18 protein-coding genes and 2 tRNA genes are annotated in these 16,052 nt (G+C 68.2%); 10 read left to right on the forward strand and 10 right to left on the reverse strand.

Translation table 11 applies throughout. From position 1 onward, the window contains the following. The first annotated feature begins 22 nt into the window (after nt 1–22). Nucleotides 23–96, forward strand: a tRNA-Ile gene (locus ABZ909_RS04135). A gap of 139 nt (nt 97–235) precedes the next feature. Here the strand turns inward: ABZ909_RS04135 and ABZ909_RS04140 are convergent. From ABZ909_RS04140 to ABZ909_RS04150, 3 genes are all read right to left on the reverse strand, one after another. Continuing rightward, nucleotides 236–308, reverse strand: a tRNA-Ala gene (locus ABZ909_RS04140). A gap of 50 nt (nt 309–358) precedes the next feature. Then, nucleotides 359–976: a MarR family winged helix-turn-helix transcriptional regulator gene (locus tag ABZ909_RS04145; RefSeq protein WP_356996138.1), complete on the reverse strand. Its 618-nt coding sequence runs from the start codon at nt 974–976 to the stop codon at nt 359–361. After that, nucleotides 970–1,560, reverse strand: coding sequence for a protoglobin domain-containing protein (locus tag ABZ909_RS04150; RefSeq protein WP_356996139.1), 591 nt, complete (start codon nt 1,558–1,560; stop codon nt 970–972). Before ABZ909_RS04150 ends, ABZ909_RS04145 begins: the two co-directional genes overlap by 7 nt. Before the next feature lie 61 nt (nt 1,561–1,621). Here ABZ909_RS04150 and ABZ909_RS04155 point away from each other — a divergent pair, with 61 nt between their 5' ends. The 4 genes from ABZ909_RS04155 to ABZ909_RS04170 all read left to right on the forward strand — a co-directional run bounded on the left by ABZ909_RS04155 (nt 1,622) and on the right by ABZ909_RS04170 (nt 5,597). Further along, nucleotides 1,622–1,729: a DLW-39 family protein gene (locus ABZ909_RS04155; RefSeq protein WP_356996140.1), complete on the forward strand. Its 108-nt coding sequence runs from the start codon at nt 1,622–1,624 to the stop codon at nt 1,727–1,729. A gap of 568 nt (nt 1,730–2,297) precedes the next feature. Beyond that, the gene (locus ABZ909_RS04160; protein ID WP_356996141.1) at nt 2,298–3,323 is read left to right on the forward strand and encodes an adenylate/guanylate cyclase domain-containing protein; all 1,026 of its coding nucleotides are present in this window, start codon (nt 2,298–2,300) and stop codon (nt 3,321–3,323) included. 439 nt (nt 3,324–3,762) lie between these two features. Beyond that, complete coding sequence (locus ABZ909_RS04165; RefSeq protein WP_356996142.1) at nt 3,763–4,758, forward strand: ATP-binding cassette domain-containing protein; 996 nt, start codon at nt 3,763–3,765, stop codon at nt 4,756–4,758. Then, nucleotides 4,755–5,597, forward strand: a complete 843-nt coding sequence (locus tag ABZ909_RS04170; RefSeq protein WP_356996143.1) for an ABC transporter permease — start codon at nt 4,755–4,757, stop codon at nt 5,595–5,597. The genes ABZ909_RS04165 and ABZ909_RS04170 overlap by 4 nt, the downstream gene beginning before the upstream one ends. A gap of 25 nt (nt 5,598–5,622) precedes the next feature. Here the strand turns inward: ABZ909_RS04170 and ABZ909_RS04175 are convergent, their stop codons facing one another. Genes ABZ909_RS04175 through ABZ909_RS04185 form a run of 3 tightly spaced genes read right to left on the reverse strand, consistent with a single transcriptional unit; the run spans nt 5,623 to nt 7,984 of the window. Beyond that, nucleotides 5,623–5,805: a hypothetical protein gene (locus tag ABZ909_RS04175; protein WP_356996144.1), complete on the reverse strand. Its 183-nt coding sequence runs from the start codon at nt 5,803–5,805 to the stop codon at nt 5,623–5,625. Between the two features lie 55 nt (nt 5,806–5,860). Further along, nucleotides 5,861–7,699 (reverse strand): glutamine--fructose-6-phosphate transaminase (isomerizing), encoded by a 1,839-nt coding sequence (glmS, locus tag ABZ909_RS04180; protein WP_356996145.1) that lies wholly within the window; start codon nt 7,697–7,699, stop codon nt 5,861–5,863. Nucleotides 7,700–7,714: 15 nt separating this feature from the next. Continuing rightward, nucleotides 7,715–7,984, reverse strand: coding sequence for a hypothetical protein (locus ABZ909_RS04185; protein WP_356996146.1), 270 nt, complete (start codon nt 7,982–7,984; stop codon nt 7,715–7,717). 242 nt (nt 7,985–8,226) lie between these two features. On the opposite strand from ABZ909_RS04185, the gene ABZ909_RS04190 reads away from it, so the two are divergent. Then, nucleotides 8,227–8,766: a peptidylprolyl isomerase gene (locus ABZ909_RS04190; protein WP_356996317.1), complete on the forward strand. Its 540-nt coding sequence runs from the start codon at nt 8,227–8,229 to the stop codon at nt 8,764–8,766. Between the two features lie 37 nt (nt 8,767–8,803). Next, nucleotides 8,804–9,670, forward strand: a complete 867-nt coding sequence (locus ABZ909_RS04195) for a rhomboid family intramembrane serine protease (RefSeq protein ID WP_356996147.1) — start codon at nt 8,804–8,806, stop codon at nt 9,668–9,670. On the opposite strand, the gene ABZ909_RS04200 is transcribed toward ABZ909_RS04195, so the two are convergent. Further along, nucleotides 9,667–10,110 (reverse strand): PH domain-containing protein, encoded by a 444-nt coding sequence (locus ABZ909_RS04200; protein ID WP_356996148.1) that lies wholly within the window; start codon nt 10,108–10,110, stop codon nt 9,667–9,669. The genes ABZ909_RS04195 and ABZ909_RS04200 overlap by 4 nt on opposite strands. 86 nt (nt 10,111–10,196) lie before the next feature. After that, nucleotides 10,197–10,463, reverse strand: a complete 267-nt coding sequence (gene crgA, locus ABZ909_RS04205; RefSeq protein WP_040862582.1) for a cell division protein CrgA — start codon at nt 10,461–10,463, stop codon at nt 10,197–10,199. 149 nt (nt 10,464–10,612) lie between these two features. Between crgA and ABZ909_RS04210 the strand changes: the two genes are divergently transcribed. From ABZ909_RS04210 to ABZ909_RS04220, 3 genes are all read left to right on the forward strand, one after another. Beyond that, nucleotides 10,613–11,251 carry an aminodeoxychorismate/anthranilate synthase component II gene (locus ABZ909_RS04210; RefSeq protein WP_356996149.1) on the forward strand — a complete coding sequence of 213 codons (639 nt, stop codon included), beginning with the start codon at nt 10,613–10,615 and terminating at the stop codon, nt 11,249–11,251. 73 nt (nt 11,252–11,324) lie between these two features. Beyond that, nucleotides 11,325–12,008 carry a dihydrofolate reductase family protein gene (locus ABZ909_RS04215; protein WP_356996150.1) on the forward strand — a complete coding sequence of 228 codons (684 nt, stop codon included), beginning with the start codon at nt 11,325–11,327 and terminating at the stop codon, nt 12,006–12,008. Then, nucleotides 11,998–12,459, forward strand: a complete 462-nt coding sequence (locus ABZ909_RS04220; RefSeq protein WP_356996151.1) for a dCMP deaminase — start codon at nt 11,998–12,000, stop codon at nt 12,457–12,459. The genes ABZ909_RS04215 and ABZ909_RS04220 overlap by 11 nt, the downstream gene beginning before the upstream one ends. 84 nt (nt 12,460–12,543) lie before the next feature. Here the strand turns inward: ABZ909_RS04220 and pknB are convergent, their stop codons facing one another. Together pknB and ABZ909_RS04230 are read right to left on the reverse strand one after the other, a co-directional pair. Continuing rightward, complete coding sequence (pknB, locus tag ABZ909_RS04225; RefSeq protein ID WP_356996152.1) at nt 12,544–14,442, reverse strand: Stk1 family PASTA domain-containing Ser/Thr kinase; 1,899 nt, start codon at nt 14,440–14,442, stop codon at nt 12,544–12,546. Beyond that, nucleotides 14,439–16,031: a protein kinase gene (locus tag ABZ909_RS04230; protein ID WP_356996153.1), complete on the reverse strand. Its 1,593-nt coding sequence runs from the start codon at nt 16,029–16,031 to the stop codon at nt 14,439–14,441. The genes pknB and ABZ909_RS04230 overlap by 4 nt, the downstream gene beginning before the upstream one ends. Nucleotides 16,032–16,052: the final 21 nt, after the last annotated feature.

A 16,052-nucleotide genomic window follows, 5' to 3' on the forward strand; every position in this document is an offset into this window, starting at 1 on the left:
GCACACTTCGAACACCCACTAAGGGCCTATAGCTCAGGCGGTTAGAGCGCTTCGCTGATAACGAAGAGGTCGGAGGTTCAAGTCCTCCTAGGCCCACTCAAAGGATCGAAAACGCCTTCCGGGAATCCCGGGAGGCTTTTTTCATTTCATGAATAGGCCACTGCCGCATCCGGATACGACGCGCACGGAATACGAAAAAGCCGCAGGCTGCGAGGCAACCTGCGGATTTCGTTTGTGGAGCCTAGGGGAATCGAACCCCTAACCCCTGCCTTGCAAAGGCAGTGCTCTGCCAATTGAGCTAAGGCCCCAGACCTGCACGAAGGTACATGTCGGAGTTGGCCCAGGTCAAACCCCGTGCTCAGTCGGCTGCCGGTTGGTGCTCGGGGCAGTTGACACGGAGGTCACACGGGGGGAGCGGCTGCTGGAGCAGCTCGCAGCGGGGCGTGCCCGCATCGCCCGGGCGGTAGAAGCGGCAGGTGGTGCAGGTGCGGGCCACCTGCACCACCCCGGCCCGGAGCAGCCCGGCTATCAGGTCGAGCAGGGTACGCAGGGTCTGATCCTGTTGTGCGCCGGGCAGATCCGCGACGCAGGCGCGCAGCACGTCGTCCGCGGCGCGGATCTCGGCAGCCAGTTCGGTGCCGTCGGGGGTGAGGACGATGGCGCTGCGCCGACGGTCGCCCGGGGCGGGCTGCCGGGCCACATGACCCTTGCGTTCCAGGGCCAGCAGCGAATCCGACACCGTGGGCTGGCTGACCCCGAGTTCGGCGGCCAGCAGCCCGGTGAGGGGCTCCGGTGGTGGGCCCTCGGCGAGGGTGCGCAGTAATTCGAGTTGCAGGGGCGTCAGGCCGGTGCGGGAGGCGATGGCCTGACGGTGAGCGCGGACGCCGCGGGCTATCCGGTCCAATGCCGCGACCACCTTGTCCGCGACCTCCGCTCCGACTCGGTCGACGCCGTTGTTGTCTCCCGCATTCACCACAGGTCAGGACTGTACGGCCTGGCCCACAGCACCGCCGACAGGGTGATCGCCTTGAACCAGGCGTGATACATGACATCGACGTCGGCGGCGGACGCGCCGGTCGCGCCGAGGAAGTCGTGGACCGTCACGGTGATCGGCACGATGAGCGCGAGCAGATGCCGCAGGGGAATGTGGGTGGCGGGCGAGTCCACCCCATCGGTGCGGTTCTTGCCGGAGGTGTGGTGCCGGCGCGCGATCTCTTCCTGGTAGGCCAGCCAGTTCGCGTCGTACTCGCGGGTGCACACATCGGCGATCCACTGCCCGAATCGGGCGCGTACGGCGGCCAGGTAGGCCGGATCGGGTTGCCCGTCGGCGCCGGCGAAGGTGGCGACCAGATGGCTGTTCGCGCCGACGAATCCGTACCAGACGTCGAGGATTCGATCGGTCTGCGGCACCAGGATTTCCCCGGCGCGCCGCAGGGCTGCGGCATCCTCGGCGCTCCACAGCAGCGATCGCTGGAGTTCGGCGAGCTCGTCCAGCGAGATCGGGGAGGCCGTGAGATTCGAGCTGTCGTAGGTGTATCCGGCGGGGGCTGGGATCGTCATGCCGAGAACAATAGGAGTCCTATGTTTGTTCGTCAAGACTCCGCCAAGTAGGGTGGGAGACATGAAATTCGTCCTCACCCTCGTTGTGATCGCCGCCGTTGTCTTCGGAATCAGCAAGCTGCGTCAGCGCAATGACGCCGACCTCTGGCACGAGGTCACCGCCCGCTGAAAACCGCTGACGGTGTGCCGATTTCGTGAACCCGATGCCGAATCGGCGCGCCGTTCGCCGGATGCGTCGCGCCGCCCACCGCCCACTACGGTGAGTCCGCGAGTGTCCGGCTGACCCTGCTTTCGAGTGTTTCGTTGCGCGACAGGAGATCACCGGGCCGCGCGTGCGGACGCGGCAGCGCTGGAGATCCACGCGGCGGCGGCCGAAAGACGATCCCGCGCAGGCGATCTGGCGCCAGCGATGACCAGCGGCAGCGTCATCGACGAGGAAGACGTCGTCGAGATCGGGTGTGTGGATGGATAATTCGGCCGCGTGCAGGCCGGTGGCGGGGAGCCGCCGCGGCGTCGAGGGTGCGCGGATCGGTGAAACGCAGGTTCACGTGACTGCCCGGCACCAGCCGCTCGAGTTCTTCCGGAGTACCCTCGGCGACCACCTCGCCGCCGTTCGGCAGGCGGCGGTATCACCGCGGTTTCACGCGGTGGCGGTGATGGAACCGATCGGGAAGTTCGGGGCTGTGACACGAAACAAGCGGGGGTTTTCCCGTCGATTCACGCCGTAAGGTCGAAGTATGGCGTCCACTGAGATCTCCGAACTGGTGCAGTCCGTGGTGGAGCCTTATCTGCTGAGCGGACCACGCAAGTACAACCGCAACCAGGTGGCGGACCTGACCGGGCTGCCCAACAGCGTCACCCGCCGGCTGTGGGTGGCCCTCGGTTTCCCGGCCGACCCGGACGACAAGGCCGAGGAGTACGGCGACTCCGATGTCGAGGCCGCCCGGACGTTCGCCAAACTGCACGTGCTGGCCTCCGCGGACGTGCACCGGCAGACCACCGCGGCGCGCACGCTGGGCCGGTCCATGGCCCGGCTCGCCGAGTGGCAGGTCGATCTGGTGACCGAGGAGATCCTGGATCGCATCGCCACCATCACCCGTGAGCGGCCGGACACCGATCCGACCGAGGCCGCCCGCATCGCCACCGACGAGGTGGTCACCGAGTTCGAGACGTTGCAGCGCTACGCCTTCCGCCGGCACCTGGACGCCGCGCTGGCGCGGTCGCTGGACGGGGGAGCGGTGGCCGGGGACACGGTGCGCGAGCTGGCCGTCGGTTTCGCCGACATGGTGGGTTACACCCGCCTGACCCGTCACCTGGAGGCCGATGAGCTGTCGGCGCTGCTGGAGGCCTTCGAGACGGCCACCAGCAATGCGATCGTGGCCAACGGCGGCTGGGTGATCAAGAACGTCGGTGACGAAGTCATGTTCGCGGCCAATACCGCCGCCGGGGGCGCGCGCATCGCACTGGCTGTGCAGGAGGCCGCCATCGCCTCGCACGGCGTCACCCAGGAACTCCGGGTGGGTCTGGCCTACGGCGAGGTCCTGCAACGCTTCGGCGACCTCTACGGCTCGGTGGTGAATACCGCCGCGCGGCTCACCGGTGTGGCCCGGCCGGGCACGGTGCTGGTCGACGACGGCGCTGCGGAGGCGATCGAGAACGACCCGGAATTCATGCTGCGGCATCTGGCCACGGTGCGGGTGAAGGGAATCAACCGGTTGTACGGGCATGTGCTGCGCCGCAATGTGATTCGGCCGTTGGTCTGAGCGATTCCGTTGCCGGACGAGGATTCCGCCGCCGGGCGAACCTGGTCCGGGAATAGGGGCGGGCCTCGGCGAAGGGGGGGAGTTAGCCGAGGCCCGCGTAAGGTCGGCCCGGGGGGGAGGGGCCGACGGGAACGATCCTACGCGACGAATTCGGATTGTGTGGCTATCGGGGGCCCGCGTTCCAAGATTTTTTCGCGGAAAAGAATGTCGTACCCGGGTGAGACCATGCCACTGTGACCGAAATACGCCCTTCGCCGAAATCGATTCGAGTAGTGCACTACTCGCGATCGTGGCCGGTGTGCGGGCGGATCATCGAATCGGCCGCATCCCGTACCGGCAACCCCGAGCACCGCCGGACCCCCAACGGGATGCGGCCTCTTTGGTGTAATGGCAGTTCAGAGCCGTTGCGGCAGACCAACCACGAAACACCAGGAGAATCATGCCCGACGCGATAGTCGCCGAGGGTCTGGTCAAGAGGTACGGCCCGTTGGTCGCCCTCGACGGCTTGGACCTGTCCGTCCCCGAAGGCACCGTGACCGCCTTGCTCGGCCCCAACGGCGCGGGCAAGACCACCGCCGTGCGGGTGCTCACCACCCTGCTGATCCCGGACGCGGGCCGCGCCACCGTCGCCGGCGTGGACGTGCTGAAGGATCCGCAACTGCTGCGTTCCCGCATCGGCACCTCCGGCCAGTACGCCGCCGTCGACGAATACCTCACCGGCTTCGAGAATTTGGAGATGGTCGGGCGGCTGTACCACATGGGCGTGCAGCGCAGTAAGGCGCGCGCCCGTGAGCTGCTGGATCGCTTCCGGCTCACCGATGCGGCCGACCGGCCGGTGAAGGGCTACTCCGGCGGCATGCGGCGGCGGCTCGACCTGGCCGGCGCGCTGGTGGCGAATCCGCCGGTGCTGTTCCTGGACGAACCCACCACGGGCCTGGATCCCCGTGCGCGCCTGGATCTCTGGGATGTCATCGAGGAGCTGGTGGCGGGCGGCACCACGCTGTTGCTGACCACCCAGTACCTGGAGGAGGCCGACCGGCTCGCCGATTCCATCGCCGTCATCGACCACGGCCGGGTCATCGCCGAGGGCACCTCCGACGAGCTCAAGGCCATGGTGGGCGGCGACCGCATCGAGCTCGTCGTCGACCATGCCGACAATCTGACCATCGCGCAGCAGGCGCTGAAAGGCCTGGCGCACGGGGAGATTCGCCTCGAACCCGGCCTGCGGCGCATCATCGTGCCGGTCGAGGACGGTTCGCAGGCTCTGGTGGACGCCATCGGGCAACTCACGAAACATGAAGTGCGCATTCATGATGTGGGTCTGCGCCGCCCCTCGCTCGATGACGTGTTCCTGTCGCTGACCGGGCACGAGGCGGAGGAGCTGGTCAACGGAAACCGTTCCGCCGACGAGAATGTGGCGGGTGGTGCCCGATGAGCGCCCTTCTCGCCGTCGCCGAGAAGCCTTCGCTCCCACAGCGACTCGCCGTGGTCGTCAGCGACAGCCTGACCATCACCAAGCGCAATGTCATCAAGATTCGACGCGTACCCGACGTGCTGGTCTTCTCGACCCTGTCGCCGATCATGTTCGTGCTGTTGTTCGCCTACGTCTTCGGCTCGGCCATCACCGTGCAGGGCACGTCCTACCGGGAATTCCTGATCGCCGGCATCTTCGCCCAGACCGTGGTGTTCGGATCCACCTATACCGGTCTGAGCCTGGCCGAGGACATGCAGAAGGGCATTATCGACCGCTTCCGCTCGCTGCCCATGGCGCCGTCCGCGGTGCTGATCGGCCGCACGGTGGCGGACATGGTGATGAATGTGGTGAGCCTGGTCGTCATGTCGCTGACCGGTCTGGTGGTGGGGTGGCGGATCCGCGGTTCGTTCCTCGACGCCGTGCTCGCCTATGTCCTGCTGCTGTTGTTCGCCTACGCGGTGTCGTGGATCCTGGCCTTGATCGGCCTGATCGTGCGGGCGCCGGAGGTCTACAACAATGCCAACTTCATGGTGATCTTCCCGCTCACCTTCATCGCCAACACCTTCGTGCCCACCGCCAACCTGCCCACGGTGCTCCGCATTGTGGCGGACTGGAATCCGGTGTCGGCGGTGACGCAGGCGACCCGCGACCTGTTCGGCAATACCAGCCCGATGGGGCCGAGCGCGGACGTCTGGCCCATGCGGCACCCGGTCGCGACCACCCTGATGTGGATCGTGGTGATTCTCGCGGTCTTCGTGCCACTGGCGCTGAATCAGTACAAACGGTCGGTGAGCCGCTGACCCGTCGGCCGATGTCGCCGACCCGTCAGTGGATCGGCGACAGGTCCGGAGTCGGCGCGGAGCCGTTGCGCGAATAGCCCAGGCGCGGCGGCTCCGCGGCCGGCGCCTGCGGCTGCGGGCGCTTGCTCACGAAGAACGCGATGACGCCGCCCGCAATCGCGACGAGGGCGGCCACAATGACCTTGTTACGAACGCTCCCCAGCTCCATCCGACCATGCTGGCACAGCAATGGAATTCGTGCACGAACGGGGGAGCGAACGCGGTTACTCGACGGTAACGCTCTTGGCCAGATTGCGGGGCTTGTCCACGTCCCGGCCCAGCGCCATGGCCGTGTGATAGGCCAGCAGCTGCAGCGGGATGGTCAGGATGATCGGGTCCAGTTCCGGGCACACCGCCGGGACCCGAATGACCGAGTCCGCCAAGCCATCCGGCAGATCGGTGTTGGTGACCGCGATGACCGGCCCGCCGCGCGCCTTGATCTGCTCGATGGTGGTGATGTTCTTGGCCAGCAGCTCGTCGCCGGGGACCAGCACGATGCTCGGCATCTCCGGGTCGATCAGCGCCAGCGGGCCGTGCTTGAGCTCGGAGCCCTGGTACGCCTCGGCGTGAATGTAGGAGATCTCCTTGAGCTTCTGCGCGCCCTCGCGCGCCACCGGCCAGGCGCGCACCCGGCCGATGAAGAACATGCTGCGCGCCTTGGCGAATCGGGACGCGATATCGGCGATCTCCTCGTCGGCGGCCAGCACCGTGTCGATCGCGTCGGGCAGCGCGCGCAGTCCGCTGACGATGCGCTCACCGCCGGCCGCGGACAGATCCCGCACCCGGCCCAGCAGCAGCGCCAGCATGGCGAACGACACCGTCATATTGGTGAGCGCCTTGGTGGAGGCCACCGACACCTCCGGGCCCGCGTGCAGGAACACGCCCGCACCGCACTCCCGGGCGATGGCGCTGCCGACCACGTTCACCGCGCCGATGACCCGGCCGCCCTTGCGCTGCAATTCCTGAACGGCCGCAAGGGTATCCAGGGTCTCGCCGGACTGGCTGATGGCCACGTACAGGGCGTCCGGGTCCACCACCGGATTGCGATAGCGGAACTCCGAGGCGGGCTCGGCGGTGGCCGGAATCCGGGCCAGCTCCTCGACCAGCTGCGCGCCCAGCTGGCCCGCGTAGTAGGCCGAGCCGCAGCCCAGGAACACCACCTTGCTGATGCCGCGCAGCTCGCGCGCGTCCATATTGAGGCCACCCAGGTGCGCGGTGGCGAATCGTTCGTCCAGGCGGCCGCGGAGCGCGCGGCGCACGGCGTGGGGCTGTTCGGCCATTTCCTTGCGCATGAAGTCGGGGTACCCGCCCAGCGCGTAGTCCTCGGCCGCCATATCGATGGTGGTGGGGATCTTGTCGGTGCGACGCGCCTCGAGACCCAGTGTGCTGGTGCGGAATTCGTCCGCGCGCACGGTGGCCAGCTCGCCGTCGTCGAGGAACACCACGCGCTGGGTGTGGTGCACCAGGGCGGCCACGTCGGAGGCCACGAACATCTCGCCGTCGCCGACGCCGAGCACGATGGGGGAGCCGTTGCGGGCCACCACCAGTTCGTCGGGGCGGCGGGCGTCGAGCACCAGCAGGCCATAGGTGCCCTCGACCCGGTGCAGTGCGGTGCGGACCGCGTCCTCGAGCGTCTCGGCCCCGTCCAGGGCGGCGGCCACCAGGTGCGCGATGGCCTCGGTGTCGGTGTCGGAGACGAATTCCACCCCGTCGGCGGTCAGCGCGGCACGCAGTTCCTCGGCGTTCTCCACAATGCCGTTGTGCACGACCGCGATCCGCCCGGAGTCGTCGGTGTGCGGGTGCGCGTTCGCGTCGGAGGGCTCGCCGTGGGTGGCCCAGCGGGTGTGCGCGATGCCCACATTGCCGCGCAGCCGGGCGCCCTCGGCGTCGGCCCGGTCGCGCAGGTCCTGGACCCGGCCTTGGGTCTTGGTGACCCGCAGCCGGCCGCGGTGCGGCACGGCCAGTCCCGCGGAGTCGTAGCCCCGGTACTCGAGCCGGTGCAGGCCCTCCAGCAGGACCGGGACGGCCTCACGGTGCCCGATGTAACCGACGATTCCACACATTGCGCGACGGACTCCTCACCCGTAGACGATGCGACGCAGTTGTCGCTCGGTGAAGTCGGGGGCGGCCACCGGGCGCTGCGCGAGCTCCGCCGCCAGGCGCTGCCAGATCTCGGCATTGCGGACCTGACGCCCCTGCAGTTCGGCATGTCTGCGGCGCACGAACTGCTCGGCGGTCTCGTCGAAGTATCCGACGATGTCGGCGACCACGCGGGCCGCGACGGCGGGCGGCAGGCCGGTGGAGGCCGCTACATGGCGCACCAGATCGACCGGAACCCCGTCATTCACCCGACAGAACTTGCCATGCCGACGCTGTTTTTGCCACTTTTGTGCCCGAAAACGGGCAGATTTGACCGTGACGACGGATTTCGCAAGTTTCGGGGGGGAACTCGCCGGGTATCCGCGGAATTGTTTCGGCGCCCAACCGCCGGCACGGGTGCGCTACGCCGACGGCTCTCAGCCGTTCGCTCGAGTCCCGGGGAGGCGGGGGAGTGTCCCGATTCCTGGTCCGTTCCGGCATTGCGCCTAGGCTGGCGGGCGTGACCTCACCGAATCAGACCGCCGTGGCGACGCTGCACACCAGCCACGGTGACATCAAGATCTCGCTCTTCGGTAACCACGCCCCCGCGACCGTCCGCAACTTCCTCGGCCTGGCCGACGGTTCCGCGCCGTACACCACGAAGAACGCGTCCGGCACCGACTCGGGACCGTTCTACGACGGCGCGATCTTCCACCGCGTGATCGATGGCTTCATGATTCAGGGCGGCGATCCCACCGGCACCGGCCGCGGCGGGCCGGGCTACGAATTCAAGGACGAATTCCACCCGGAACTACGGTTCACCCGCGGCTATCTGCTGGCCATGGCCAATGCCGGGCCGGGCACCAACGGCTCCCAGTTCTTCATCACCTTGGGCCCGCAGCCGCACCTGAACCGCAAGCACACCATCTTCGGCGAGGTCCTCGACCCCGAATCCCGCAAGGTGGTCGACGCCATCGCCGACCTGCCCACCGATCGCAACGACCGGCCCAAGGACGGCGACGTCGTGATCAACAGCATCACCATCTCCTGACACCGGCCGAATCTGGCCAGAGCCGAAGAGAATTCACATGCAACCCCAGCCGCTCGCACCGACCTGCTACCGCCATCCCGACCGGGCCACCGGTCTGGCCTGCACCCGGTGCGGGCGCTCGGCCTGTCCCGAATGCCTCACCCCGGCCGCGGTCGGCCAGCACTGCGTGGACTGCGTCCAGCAGGGCCGCAACGACGTCCGGCCGGTCCGCAATGCCGCCGGGACAGCGGTGTCGCGGATACCCAACCCGTATGTCACCTACTCGCTGATCGCGATCAATGTGATCGTCTACGCGGTCACCGCGCTCCAGGCCCACAGCGTCATGGACAACCAGCGGTCGCGGCTGTTCTACGACTGGGTGCTGGTGCCCGCCTTCGTCGGCGACGGCGGCTGGGTGCGGGTACTGGGTTCGGGCTTCCTGCACTACGGGCCGATTCACCTGCTGGCCAATATGTTCGCGCTCTACGTGCTCGGCCCCTACTGCGAAGTGGCGCTGGGCCGTGGGCGTTTCGTGGCCGTCTACCTGGCCTCGCTGCTCGGTGGTTCGGCGGCGGTGACCGCGCTGTCGGATCCGCTCACCGCCTCGGCGGGCGCGTCGGGCGCGATCTTCGGCATCTTCGGCGCGGTCGCCGTGATCATGCTGCGTACCCGGCAGAACCTCACCCAGATCGCGGTGCTGCTGGTGATCAACCTGATCATCACCTTCTCGGTGCCCGGCATCTCCATCTGGGCGCACCTGGGCGGACTGCTGGCGGGCACGGTCGCCACCACCGGCATCCTCTATGTGCCGCGCTGGCTGGGGATTCGGGAGACCCGCACCGCACTGAACATCGGCTGGGCGGTGGTGGCGGTGGTGGCGCTGATCGCGGTGCTGGCGACGGTGGTGGCCGCGCCGAGTCTCTAACGCACCAGGTGAATACGCAGCACCTCGAGAACATCCTCGGGGTGCGCGCCCAGATCCCAGCGGCCCAGGATCAGCAGCTTCTCCTCACCCTGGTGATCCACATCCATCTCCAGCATGGGCATCCGCCGGCCGAGTCGCCGGTAGTAAACCACGCGGACGCGCAGGATCTGCTGGGGCGTGTAGCGCTGCGGCCCGGTCAGGCCGCGCACCACGATGTGCACAGGGTCACCGGGCTCGATCGCCAGGCGCGGCCGCTGCCGCAACCCCATGCCGGTGAGGAAGAGCAGTCCCAGCGCGGCCACTCCGATGAGCAGGCGGCCGGGAGCGTCGTTCGTGACGAAGGCGGCCACGGTCAGCGCGATGCCGCCGACGCCGCAGGCCGCGAGCGCGGCCGGGGGCGTGGACCAGGCGAGACGGGAGGAGGGATCGGTGGATGTCACTGTCCCCACTCCCTCCTCGAGTTGTCCACAGGCTCATCCACAGGTGTGTATGAATAACAATGGTGTAAGCCACACATGTGCTGGGCTCAGCGCCAGCGCATGGTCATGATCAGGCCGACGACCATCAGGCCGAACCCGATCAGGAAATTCCACGCGCCCAGGTCGCTCATCCAGCCGATGTGCTCGTTCGCCAGGTAGTAGACGAGCAGCCAGGCCAGGCCGGCCAGCATGAAGCCCAGCATGATGGCGACGTACCAGACCGGCGACGGGCCCGCCGATTTCACGCGTACAGGCGTGCGGCTGGCCGGGTTGATCGTGTAGTCGGTCTTCTTCCGGACCTTAGACTTCGGCATGACGTCCTCGTTTTCGGCGTTCTGTCTGCATAGACATTATCCCGGCAACCCTGGGGAAAGCGTCGTTGGGGAGGGCCGGGGCGACTGTGGCGACACGGTTCGGCGGTATTGCGTGCGACGGCACGCGCCGCGCCAACTACTCTCGAATCATGCGTGTACTGGTCGTCGACAACTACGACAGCTTCGTGTTCAACCTGGTTCAGTATCTCGGACAGCTGGGTGTGGATGCCGAGGTCTGGCGCAACGACGATGATCGGCTCGCGGATGTGGACAAGGTTGTGGAGGACTACGACGGGGTGCTGATCAGCCCCGGGCCCGGCACCCCCGATCGCGCCGGCGCCAGCATCGCCCTGGTGCACGCCGCCGCCCGGCACGCCACTCCGCTGCTCGGCGTCTGCCTGGGTCATCAGGCCATCGGAGAAGCGTTCGGCGCCACCGTGACCCGCGCCCCCGAACTATTGCACGGCAAGACCAGCAAGGTCTTCCACATCGGCGCGGGCGTGCTGGCCGGTCTACCGGATCCGTTCATCGCCACCCGCTACCACTCGCTGACCGTCCTCGAGGAGACCATGCCGCCGGAGCTGGAGGTGCTGGGCCGCACCGAATCCGGCATCGTCATGGCCCTGCGGCATCGCGATCTGCCCATCCACGGTGTGCAGTTCCATCCCGAATCCGTGCTCACCCAGGGCGGGCACCGCATGCTCGCGAACTGGCTGGGCGTGTGCGGCGAGCGGCCGGCCGAGGGACTGGTGCAGACCCTGGAGGCTGAGGTCGCGGCACTGGCATGAGCGGTCAGGGCCCGGAGACGGCAGCCTGCGTAACCACGCAGGGCCCCCGCTCATGCGACATGGATACAGCGTCATGAGGCCGTACGTCATGCTGTCGGTGGCCGTCAGCATCGACGGCTATATCGACGACACCGGTCCCGACCGGCTGTTGCTGTCCAACACAGCCGATTTCGATCGGGTGGACGCGCTGCGCGCCGACTCCGACGCCATCCTGATCGGCGCGGAAACCCTGCGTCGCGACAATCCCCGGCTGCTGGTCAACAGTGCGGATCGGCGCCTGCATCGGGTCGCCGCGGGCAAGCCGGAGTATCCGGTGCGCGTGATCGTCACCGCCGGTGGCGATCTCGACCCGGAACTGCGGTTCTGGCACTGCGGCGGCGAAAGACTGGTCTACACCACCGATTCCGGGGCCACCCGCATCGGTGACCGTTTGGCCGGGCTGGCCGAAGTCATCTCCCTCGGCTCGTTGATCGAATTCGATGCCCTGCTCGACGACCTGGGTAAACGCGGCCTGGAGCGGCTCATGGTCGAGGGCGGCGGTGCCATCCACACCGGCTTCCTGTCCGCCGGTCTGGCCGACGAGATCTGGATGGCCGTGGCGCCGGTCGTGGTCGGAGATCCGGCCGCCCCGCGTTTTCTCGGGCCCGCCGCCTTCCCTGGCGGCCCCAATCACCGCATGCAGCTGGCCGATGTGGGCCGGATCGGCGATATCGCGCTGCTGCGCTATCTGCCGAAGGAGGATTCCGATGTCGGATGAGGCACGGCTGGATCGCGGGTGGATGCGGCACGCCATCGGCCTGGCGCGGTTGTGCCCGCACAGCGACACCGCCTTCGCGGTGGGTGCGGTGATCGTGGGCGCGGACGGGGTGGAGATCGAACACGGGTGGTCGCGGGAGACCGACGACAAGGTGCACGCCGAGGAGTCGGCGCTGAACAAGCTGGAGCCGGACGACCCGCGGCTGCGGTCGTCCACGCTCTACAGCACGCTGGAACCGTGCTCGCAGCGGGCGAGCCAGGATCGGCTGCCCTGCACGGATCGGATTCTCCGGGCCGGAATTCGGCGCGTGGTCATCGCCTGGCGGGAGCCCGGCACCTTCGTGGACAACTGTGTCGGGGTGGAGAAGCTGCGTGAGCACGGCGTCGAGGTGATCGAGCTGCCGGATCTGGCCGAGGAGGCCATGTCGATGAACCGTCATCTGCGGCTGTAGGTTTCGCGCGTCGACGGTTTCACATGAAACAAAGGGGGTTCGCGGACAGTCCGCGAACCCCCTGTTCTCACAGTGGAATCGGCATCACGGCGGGCCGAGCGAGAGCACGCCGGTCGTGATGGTCACCGTCTGGCTCTTGCTCAGCGGCGAGCCCGCGGTCGGCTGCTGAGCCAGGATGCGCCCGACCTCACCCGCGTTCAGGGTGCTCATGTTGTTCTGGCTGACCTGCCCGTTCCAGCCCTTCTGCCGCAGCATGTCCACGGCCTGGGCCGGGGTCATGCCGCGCAGGTCGGGCATGGTCAGCTGGTCGCCGCTGGAGACCTGCACGGTGATGCTGGAACCCTTGTCGGCCTGGGTGCCCGCGGGCGGATTGGTGGCGATGACCGTGCCCTTGGGCTGGTTGTTCGGCACCTCCTGCACGGTCACCTTGAAACCGGCGGTGTCCGACAGCGTCGACTGCGCGACGTCGATGGACTGGCCGACCACATCGGGCACCCGCACCTTGTCCGGGCCGGAACCCAGGGTGATGGTGACCTGCCCGTCGGAGTCGATCTTCTGCCCCGCGTCGGGGGTCTGCCCGACGATCTTGTCCTTGTCCTCGGTGCTGGACGCTTCCCGCTTCACATCCGGATTCAGCCGCAGCCCCTGGGAATTCAGCTGCTGTTCGGCCTGCTGCTGGGTGAGCCCGGCCAGTTTCGGTACCGGCACCTGCTGCGGACCGGCCGACACCTGCAGGGTGACGGTGCTGCCCTTGTCGACCCGCGACCCGCCCAGCGGCTGGGTGGCGATCACATTGCCCTGCGCCACCTTGGGATCGTTCTTCTGCTGGATGGCGACCGTGAAACCGGCTCGCTCCAGATCCCGTTGCGCCAATTGGTAGTTCTGATTGGCCACATCCGGCACCGCGACCTGATCCGGATGCGAGCCCGGTCCGATCAACATCCACAGCAGACCGCCGACCGCGGCGATCGCCGCCACCGCGAGCACGGCGATCAGCGCCGTGCGTCGGCGCGGGCTCGCCTCGACGATCTCCTGCTCGGTGGTGTCGTCGCGGCGCTCGACGGTGCGGTAGCTGCGCGGCGGCGGCAGTTCGTCGTCGAAGCTGCGGTCCTCGTCGGTCATGACCATGGGCGCGGTGGGCTTCTGCCCGCCCAGCACCCGGATCAGGTCGGCGCGCATCTCCGCGGCGGTCTGGTACCGGTTGGCCGGATTCTTGCTCATGGCCTTGAGCACGACCGAGTCGAGTTCGCGCGGTACGCCCGGATGCACCTGCGACGGCAGCCGCGGATCCTCCCGGACGTGCTGGTAGGCCACCGCGACCGGCGAGTCGCCGGTGAAAGGCGGTTCGCCGGTGAGGATCTCGTAGAGCACGCAGCCCACCGAGTACACGTCCGAGCGCGCGTCCACCTGTTCGCCGCGGGCCTGCTCGGGCGAGAGGTATTGGGCGGTGCCGATGACGGCGGCCGTCTGGGTCATGGGGTTGGAGCTGTCGGCGAGGGCCCGGGCGATGCCGAAGTCCATCACTTTCACCGCGCCGGCGCGGTTGATCATGATGTTGGCGGGCTTCATGTCCCGGTGCACGATGCCGTTGCGGTGCGAGAAGTCCAGCGCCGCGCACACATCCGCGATGACCTCCATGGCGCGCCGGGGCGGCAGCGGGCCCTTGCCGCGCACCAGGTCGCGCAGGGTGTCGCCGTCGACGTACTCCATGACGATGTAGGGCAGCGGGCCGCCGTCCACCTCGGCCTCGCCGGTGTCGTACACCGCCACGATGGCCGGATGGTTGAGCGCCGCCGCATTCTGTGCCTCACGCTTGAATCGCAGATAGAACGTGGGGTCGCGGGCGAGGTCGGCGCGCAGCACCTTGATCGCCACATCCCGGCCGAGCCGCAGATCCCGGGCCTTGTGGACCTCGGACATGCCACCGAACCCGATGATCTCGCCCAGCTCGTAGCGAGAGGAGAGGTTCTTCGGGGTCGTCATGGCAATCCTTGCTGCGGGACTGTGGATGAATAGGGGTCGGGCTCGTAGACAGGACCGCGATTACTGCCGGGGCTCACCGCGCCCGGGCTCACCCCGCCGGGACTCGCTCCGCCTGGATTCGCCGGGAATGATGGTATGTCGTTGTTCGGCCAGGGCCAGCGACCGGTCGTGGTCGGCCGTGCCGAGGTGGTGGTCTTCGGCGCGGTCGTGGTGGGTGGCGCGGTCGTGGTGGGCGGTGGCGTGGTCGTCGGCTCAGGTGTGGTGGTCGGGGGCGGCTCGTAGGTGGTCACCGGGGGCGGCGGCACCGGCCGTTCCCGCGTGGTCGTGGTCGGCGGTGGCGTGGTGGTGCTCGGCACGATCACCGGGGGCGCCACCACCGCGCTGGTGCGGGCGGGCGGCGTGGAGTCGTGCGAGGAGGAGCTGCTCATCAGCACGATGGCGGCGGCCGCGCCCAGAATGAGCACGCCCACGCCGAGCCCGGCGATGGCCTTCTGGCCGGCGGTGAATCGCCCGGTTCCGGGGTCTCCGGCGCCGGTGATGGTCATCGGGCCCATCGGGGTGCGCGGTCCGGGCATCACGGTGGTCGCGGCGGCGAGCGGCTCGGCGACGCCGCGCATGGGCTGCGGTGGCGGCGCGTAGCGGGTGGTGGCCTGGTCGGCCCGGGCACCCGGAATGATCATGGTCGGTCCGGGCGGCAGCACCCGGGTGGCGCCGGTCATCGGCGGCACGGCCGGAATACCGCCGGGCGGCGTGGGCCGGCGACCCGAGCGCACCGCAGCCACCGCGTCGGCGAACTCGCCGCCATTGGTGTAGCGCTGGCCCGGATCCTTGGCCATGGTGATCTCGATGAGCTCCCGCACATTCGGCGGCAGATCGGCGGGCAGCGGCGGCGGGGCCTCCCGCACGTGCTTCATGGCGACGGTCAGCGCGCCGTCACCGGTGAACGGCCGGGCGCCCGAGAGCGCCTCGTAGCCGACCACGCCCAGGGAGTACACGTCGGAGGCGGCGGTGGCGTCCTCGCCGGTGGCCTGCTCCGGCGCGATGTACTGGGCGGTGCCCATCACCATGCCGGTCTTGGTGACCGGGGAGGCGTCCACCGCCTTGGCGATGCCGAAGTCGGTGATCTTCACCTGACCGGTCGGGGTCACGAGGATATTGCCCGGCTTCACATCCCGGTGCACCACGCCCGCCAGGTGCGCGACCTGGAGCGCGCGCCCGGTCTGCTCGAGCATGTCCAGACCCTGCGCCACCGAGAGTCGGTTCAACCGCGACAGCACCGCGTTGAGCGGTTCACCCTGCACGTATTCCATGACCAGGTAGGCGATTTCGCCGCCCGACCCGTCCTGGGTCTCGCCGTAGTCATAGATGCTCGCGATGCCGGGGTGGTTCAGCTGCGCGGTGGTCCGCGCCTCGGTACGGAAGCGCTGCCGGAAGGTCGGATCGGCGGAGAACTCCGCCTTGAGCACCTTCACGGCGACCCGGCGGTCCAGCCGGGTGTCCAGCGCCTCCCAGACCTGACCCATGCCGCCGGTGGCGATCAGCCGCTGCAGCCGGTACCGGTCCGCGATCATCGCACCGTTGTTCAGCATTCGTGACCCTGTCTACCTTGC

This window comes from Nocardia sp. NPDC046763 (assembly GCF_040645495.1).
GTDB lineage: Bacteria > Actinomycetota > Actinomycetes > Mycobacteriales > Mycobacteriaceae > Nocardia.

Coding starts and splice junctions, on each gene's coding strand:
- ABZ909_RS04150 (WP_356996139.1), bottom strand. CDS start 1,560: ATGACGATCCCAGCCCCCGCCGGATACACCTACGACAGCTCGAATCTC.
- ABZ909_RS04155 (WP_356996140.1), top strand. CDS start 1,622: ATGAAATTCGTCCTCACCCTCGTTGTGATCGCCGCCGTTGTCTTCGGA.
- ABZ909_RS04160 (WP_356996141.1), top strand. CDS start 2,298: ATGGCGTCCACTGAGATCTCCGAACTGGTGCAGTCCGTGGTGGAGCCT.
- ABZ909_RS04165 (WP_356996142.1), top strand. CDS start 3,763: ATGCCCGACGCGATAGTCGCCGAGGGTCTGGTCAAGAGGTACGGCCCG.
- ABZ909_RS04170 (WP_356996143.1), top strand. CDS start 4,755: ATGAGCGCCCTTCTCGCCGTCGCCGAGAAGCCTTCGCTCCCACAGCGA.
- ABZ909_RS04175 (WP_356996144.1), bottom strand. CDS start 5,805: ATGGAGCTGGGGAGCGTTCGTAACAAGGTCATTGTGGCCGCCCTCGTC.
- glmS (WP_356996145.1), bottom strand. CDS start 7,699: ATGTGTGGAATCGTCGGTTACATCGGGCACCGTGAGGCCGTCCCGGTC.
- ABZ909_RS04195 (WP_356996147.1), top strand. CDS start 8,804: ATGCAACCCCAGCCGCTCGCACCGACCTGCTACCGCCATCCCGACCGG.
- crgA (WP_040862582.1), bottom strand. CDS start 10,463: ATGCCGAAGTCTAAGGTCCGGAAGAAGACCGACTACACGATCAACCCG.
- ABZ909_RS04210 (WP_356996149.1), top strand. CDS start 10,613: ATGCGTGTACTGGTCGTCGACAACTACGACAGCTTCGTGTTCAACCTG.
- ABZ909_RS04215 (WP_356996150.1), top strand. CDS start 11,325: ATGAGGCCGTACGTCATGCTGTCGGTGGCCGTCAGCATCGACGGCTAT.
- ABZ909_RS04220 (WP_356996151.1), top strand. CDS start 11,998: ATGTCGGATGAGGCACGGCTGGATCGCGGGTGGATGCGGCACGCCATC.
- pknB (WP_356996152.1), bottom strand. CDS start 14,442: ATGACGACCCCGAAGAACCTCTCCTCTCGCTACGAGCTGGGCGAGATC.
- ABZ909_RS04230 (WP_356996153.1), bottom strand. CDS start 16,031: ATGCTGAACAACGGTGCGATGATCGCGGACCGGTACCGGCTGCAGCGG.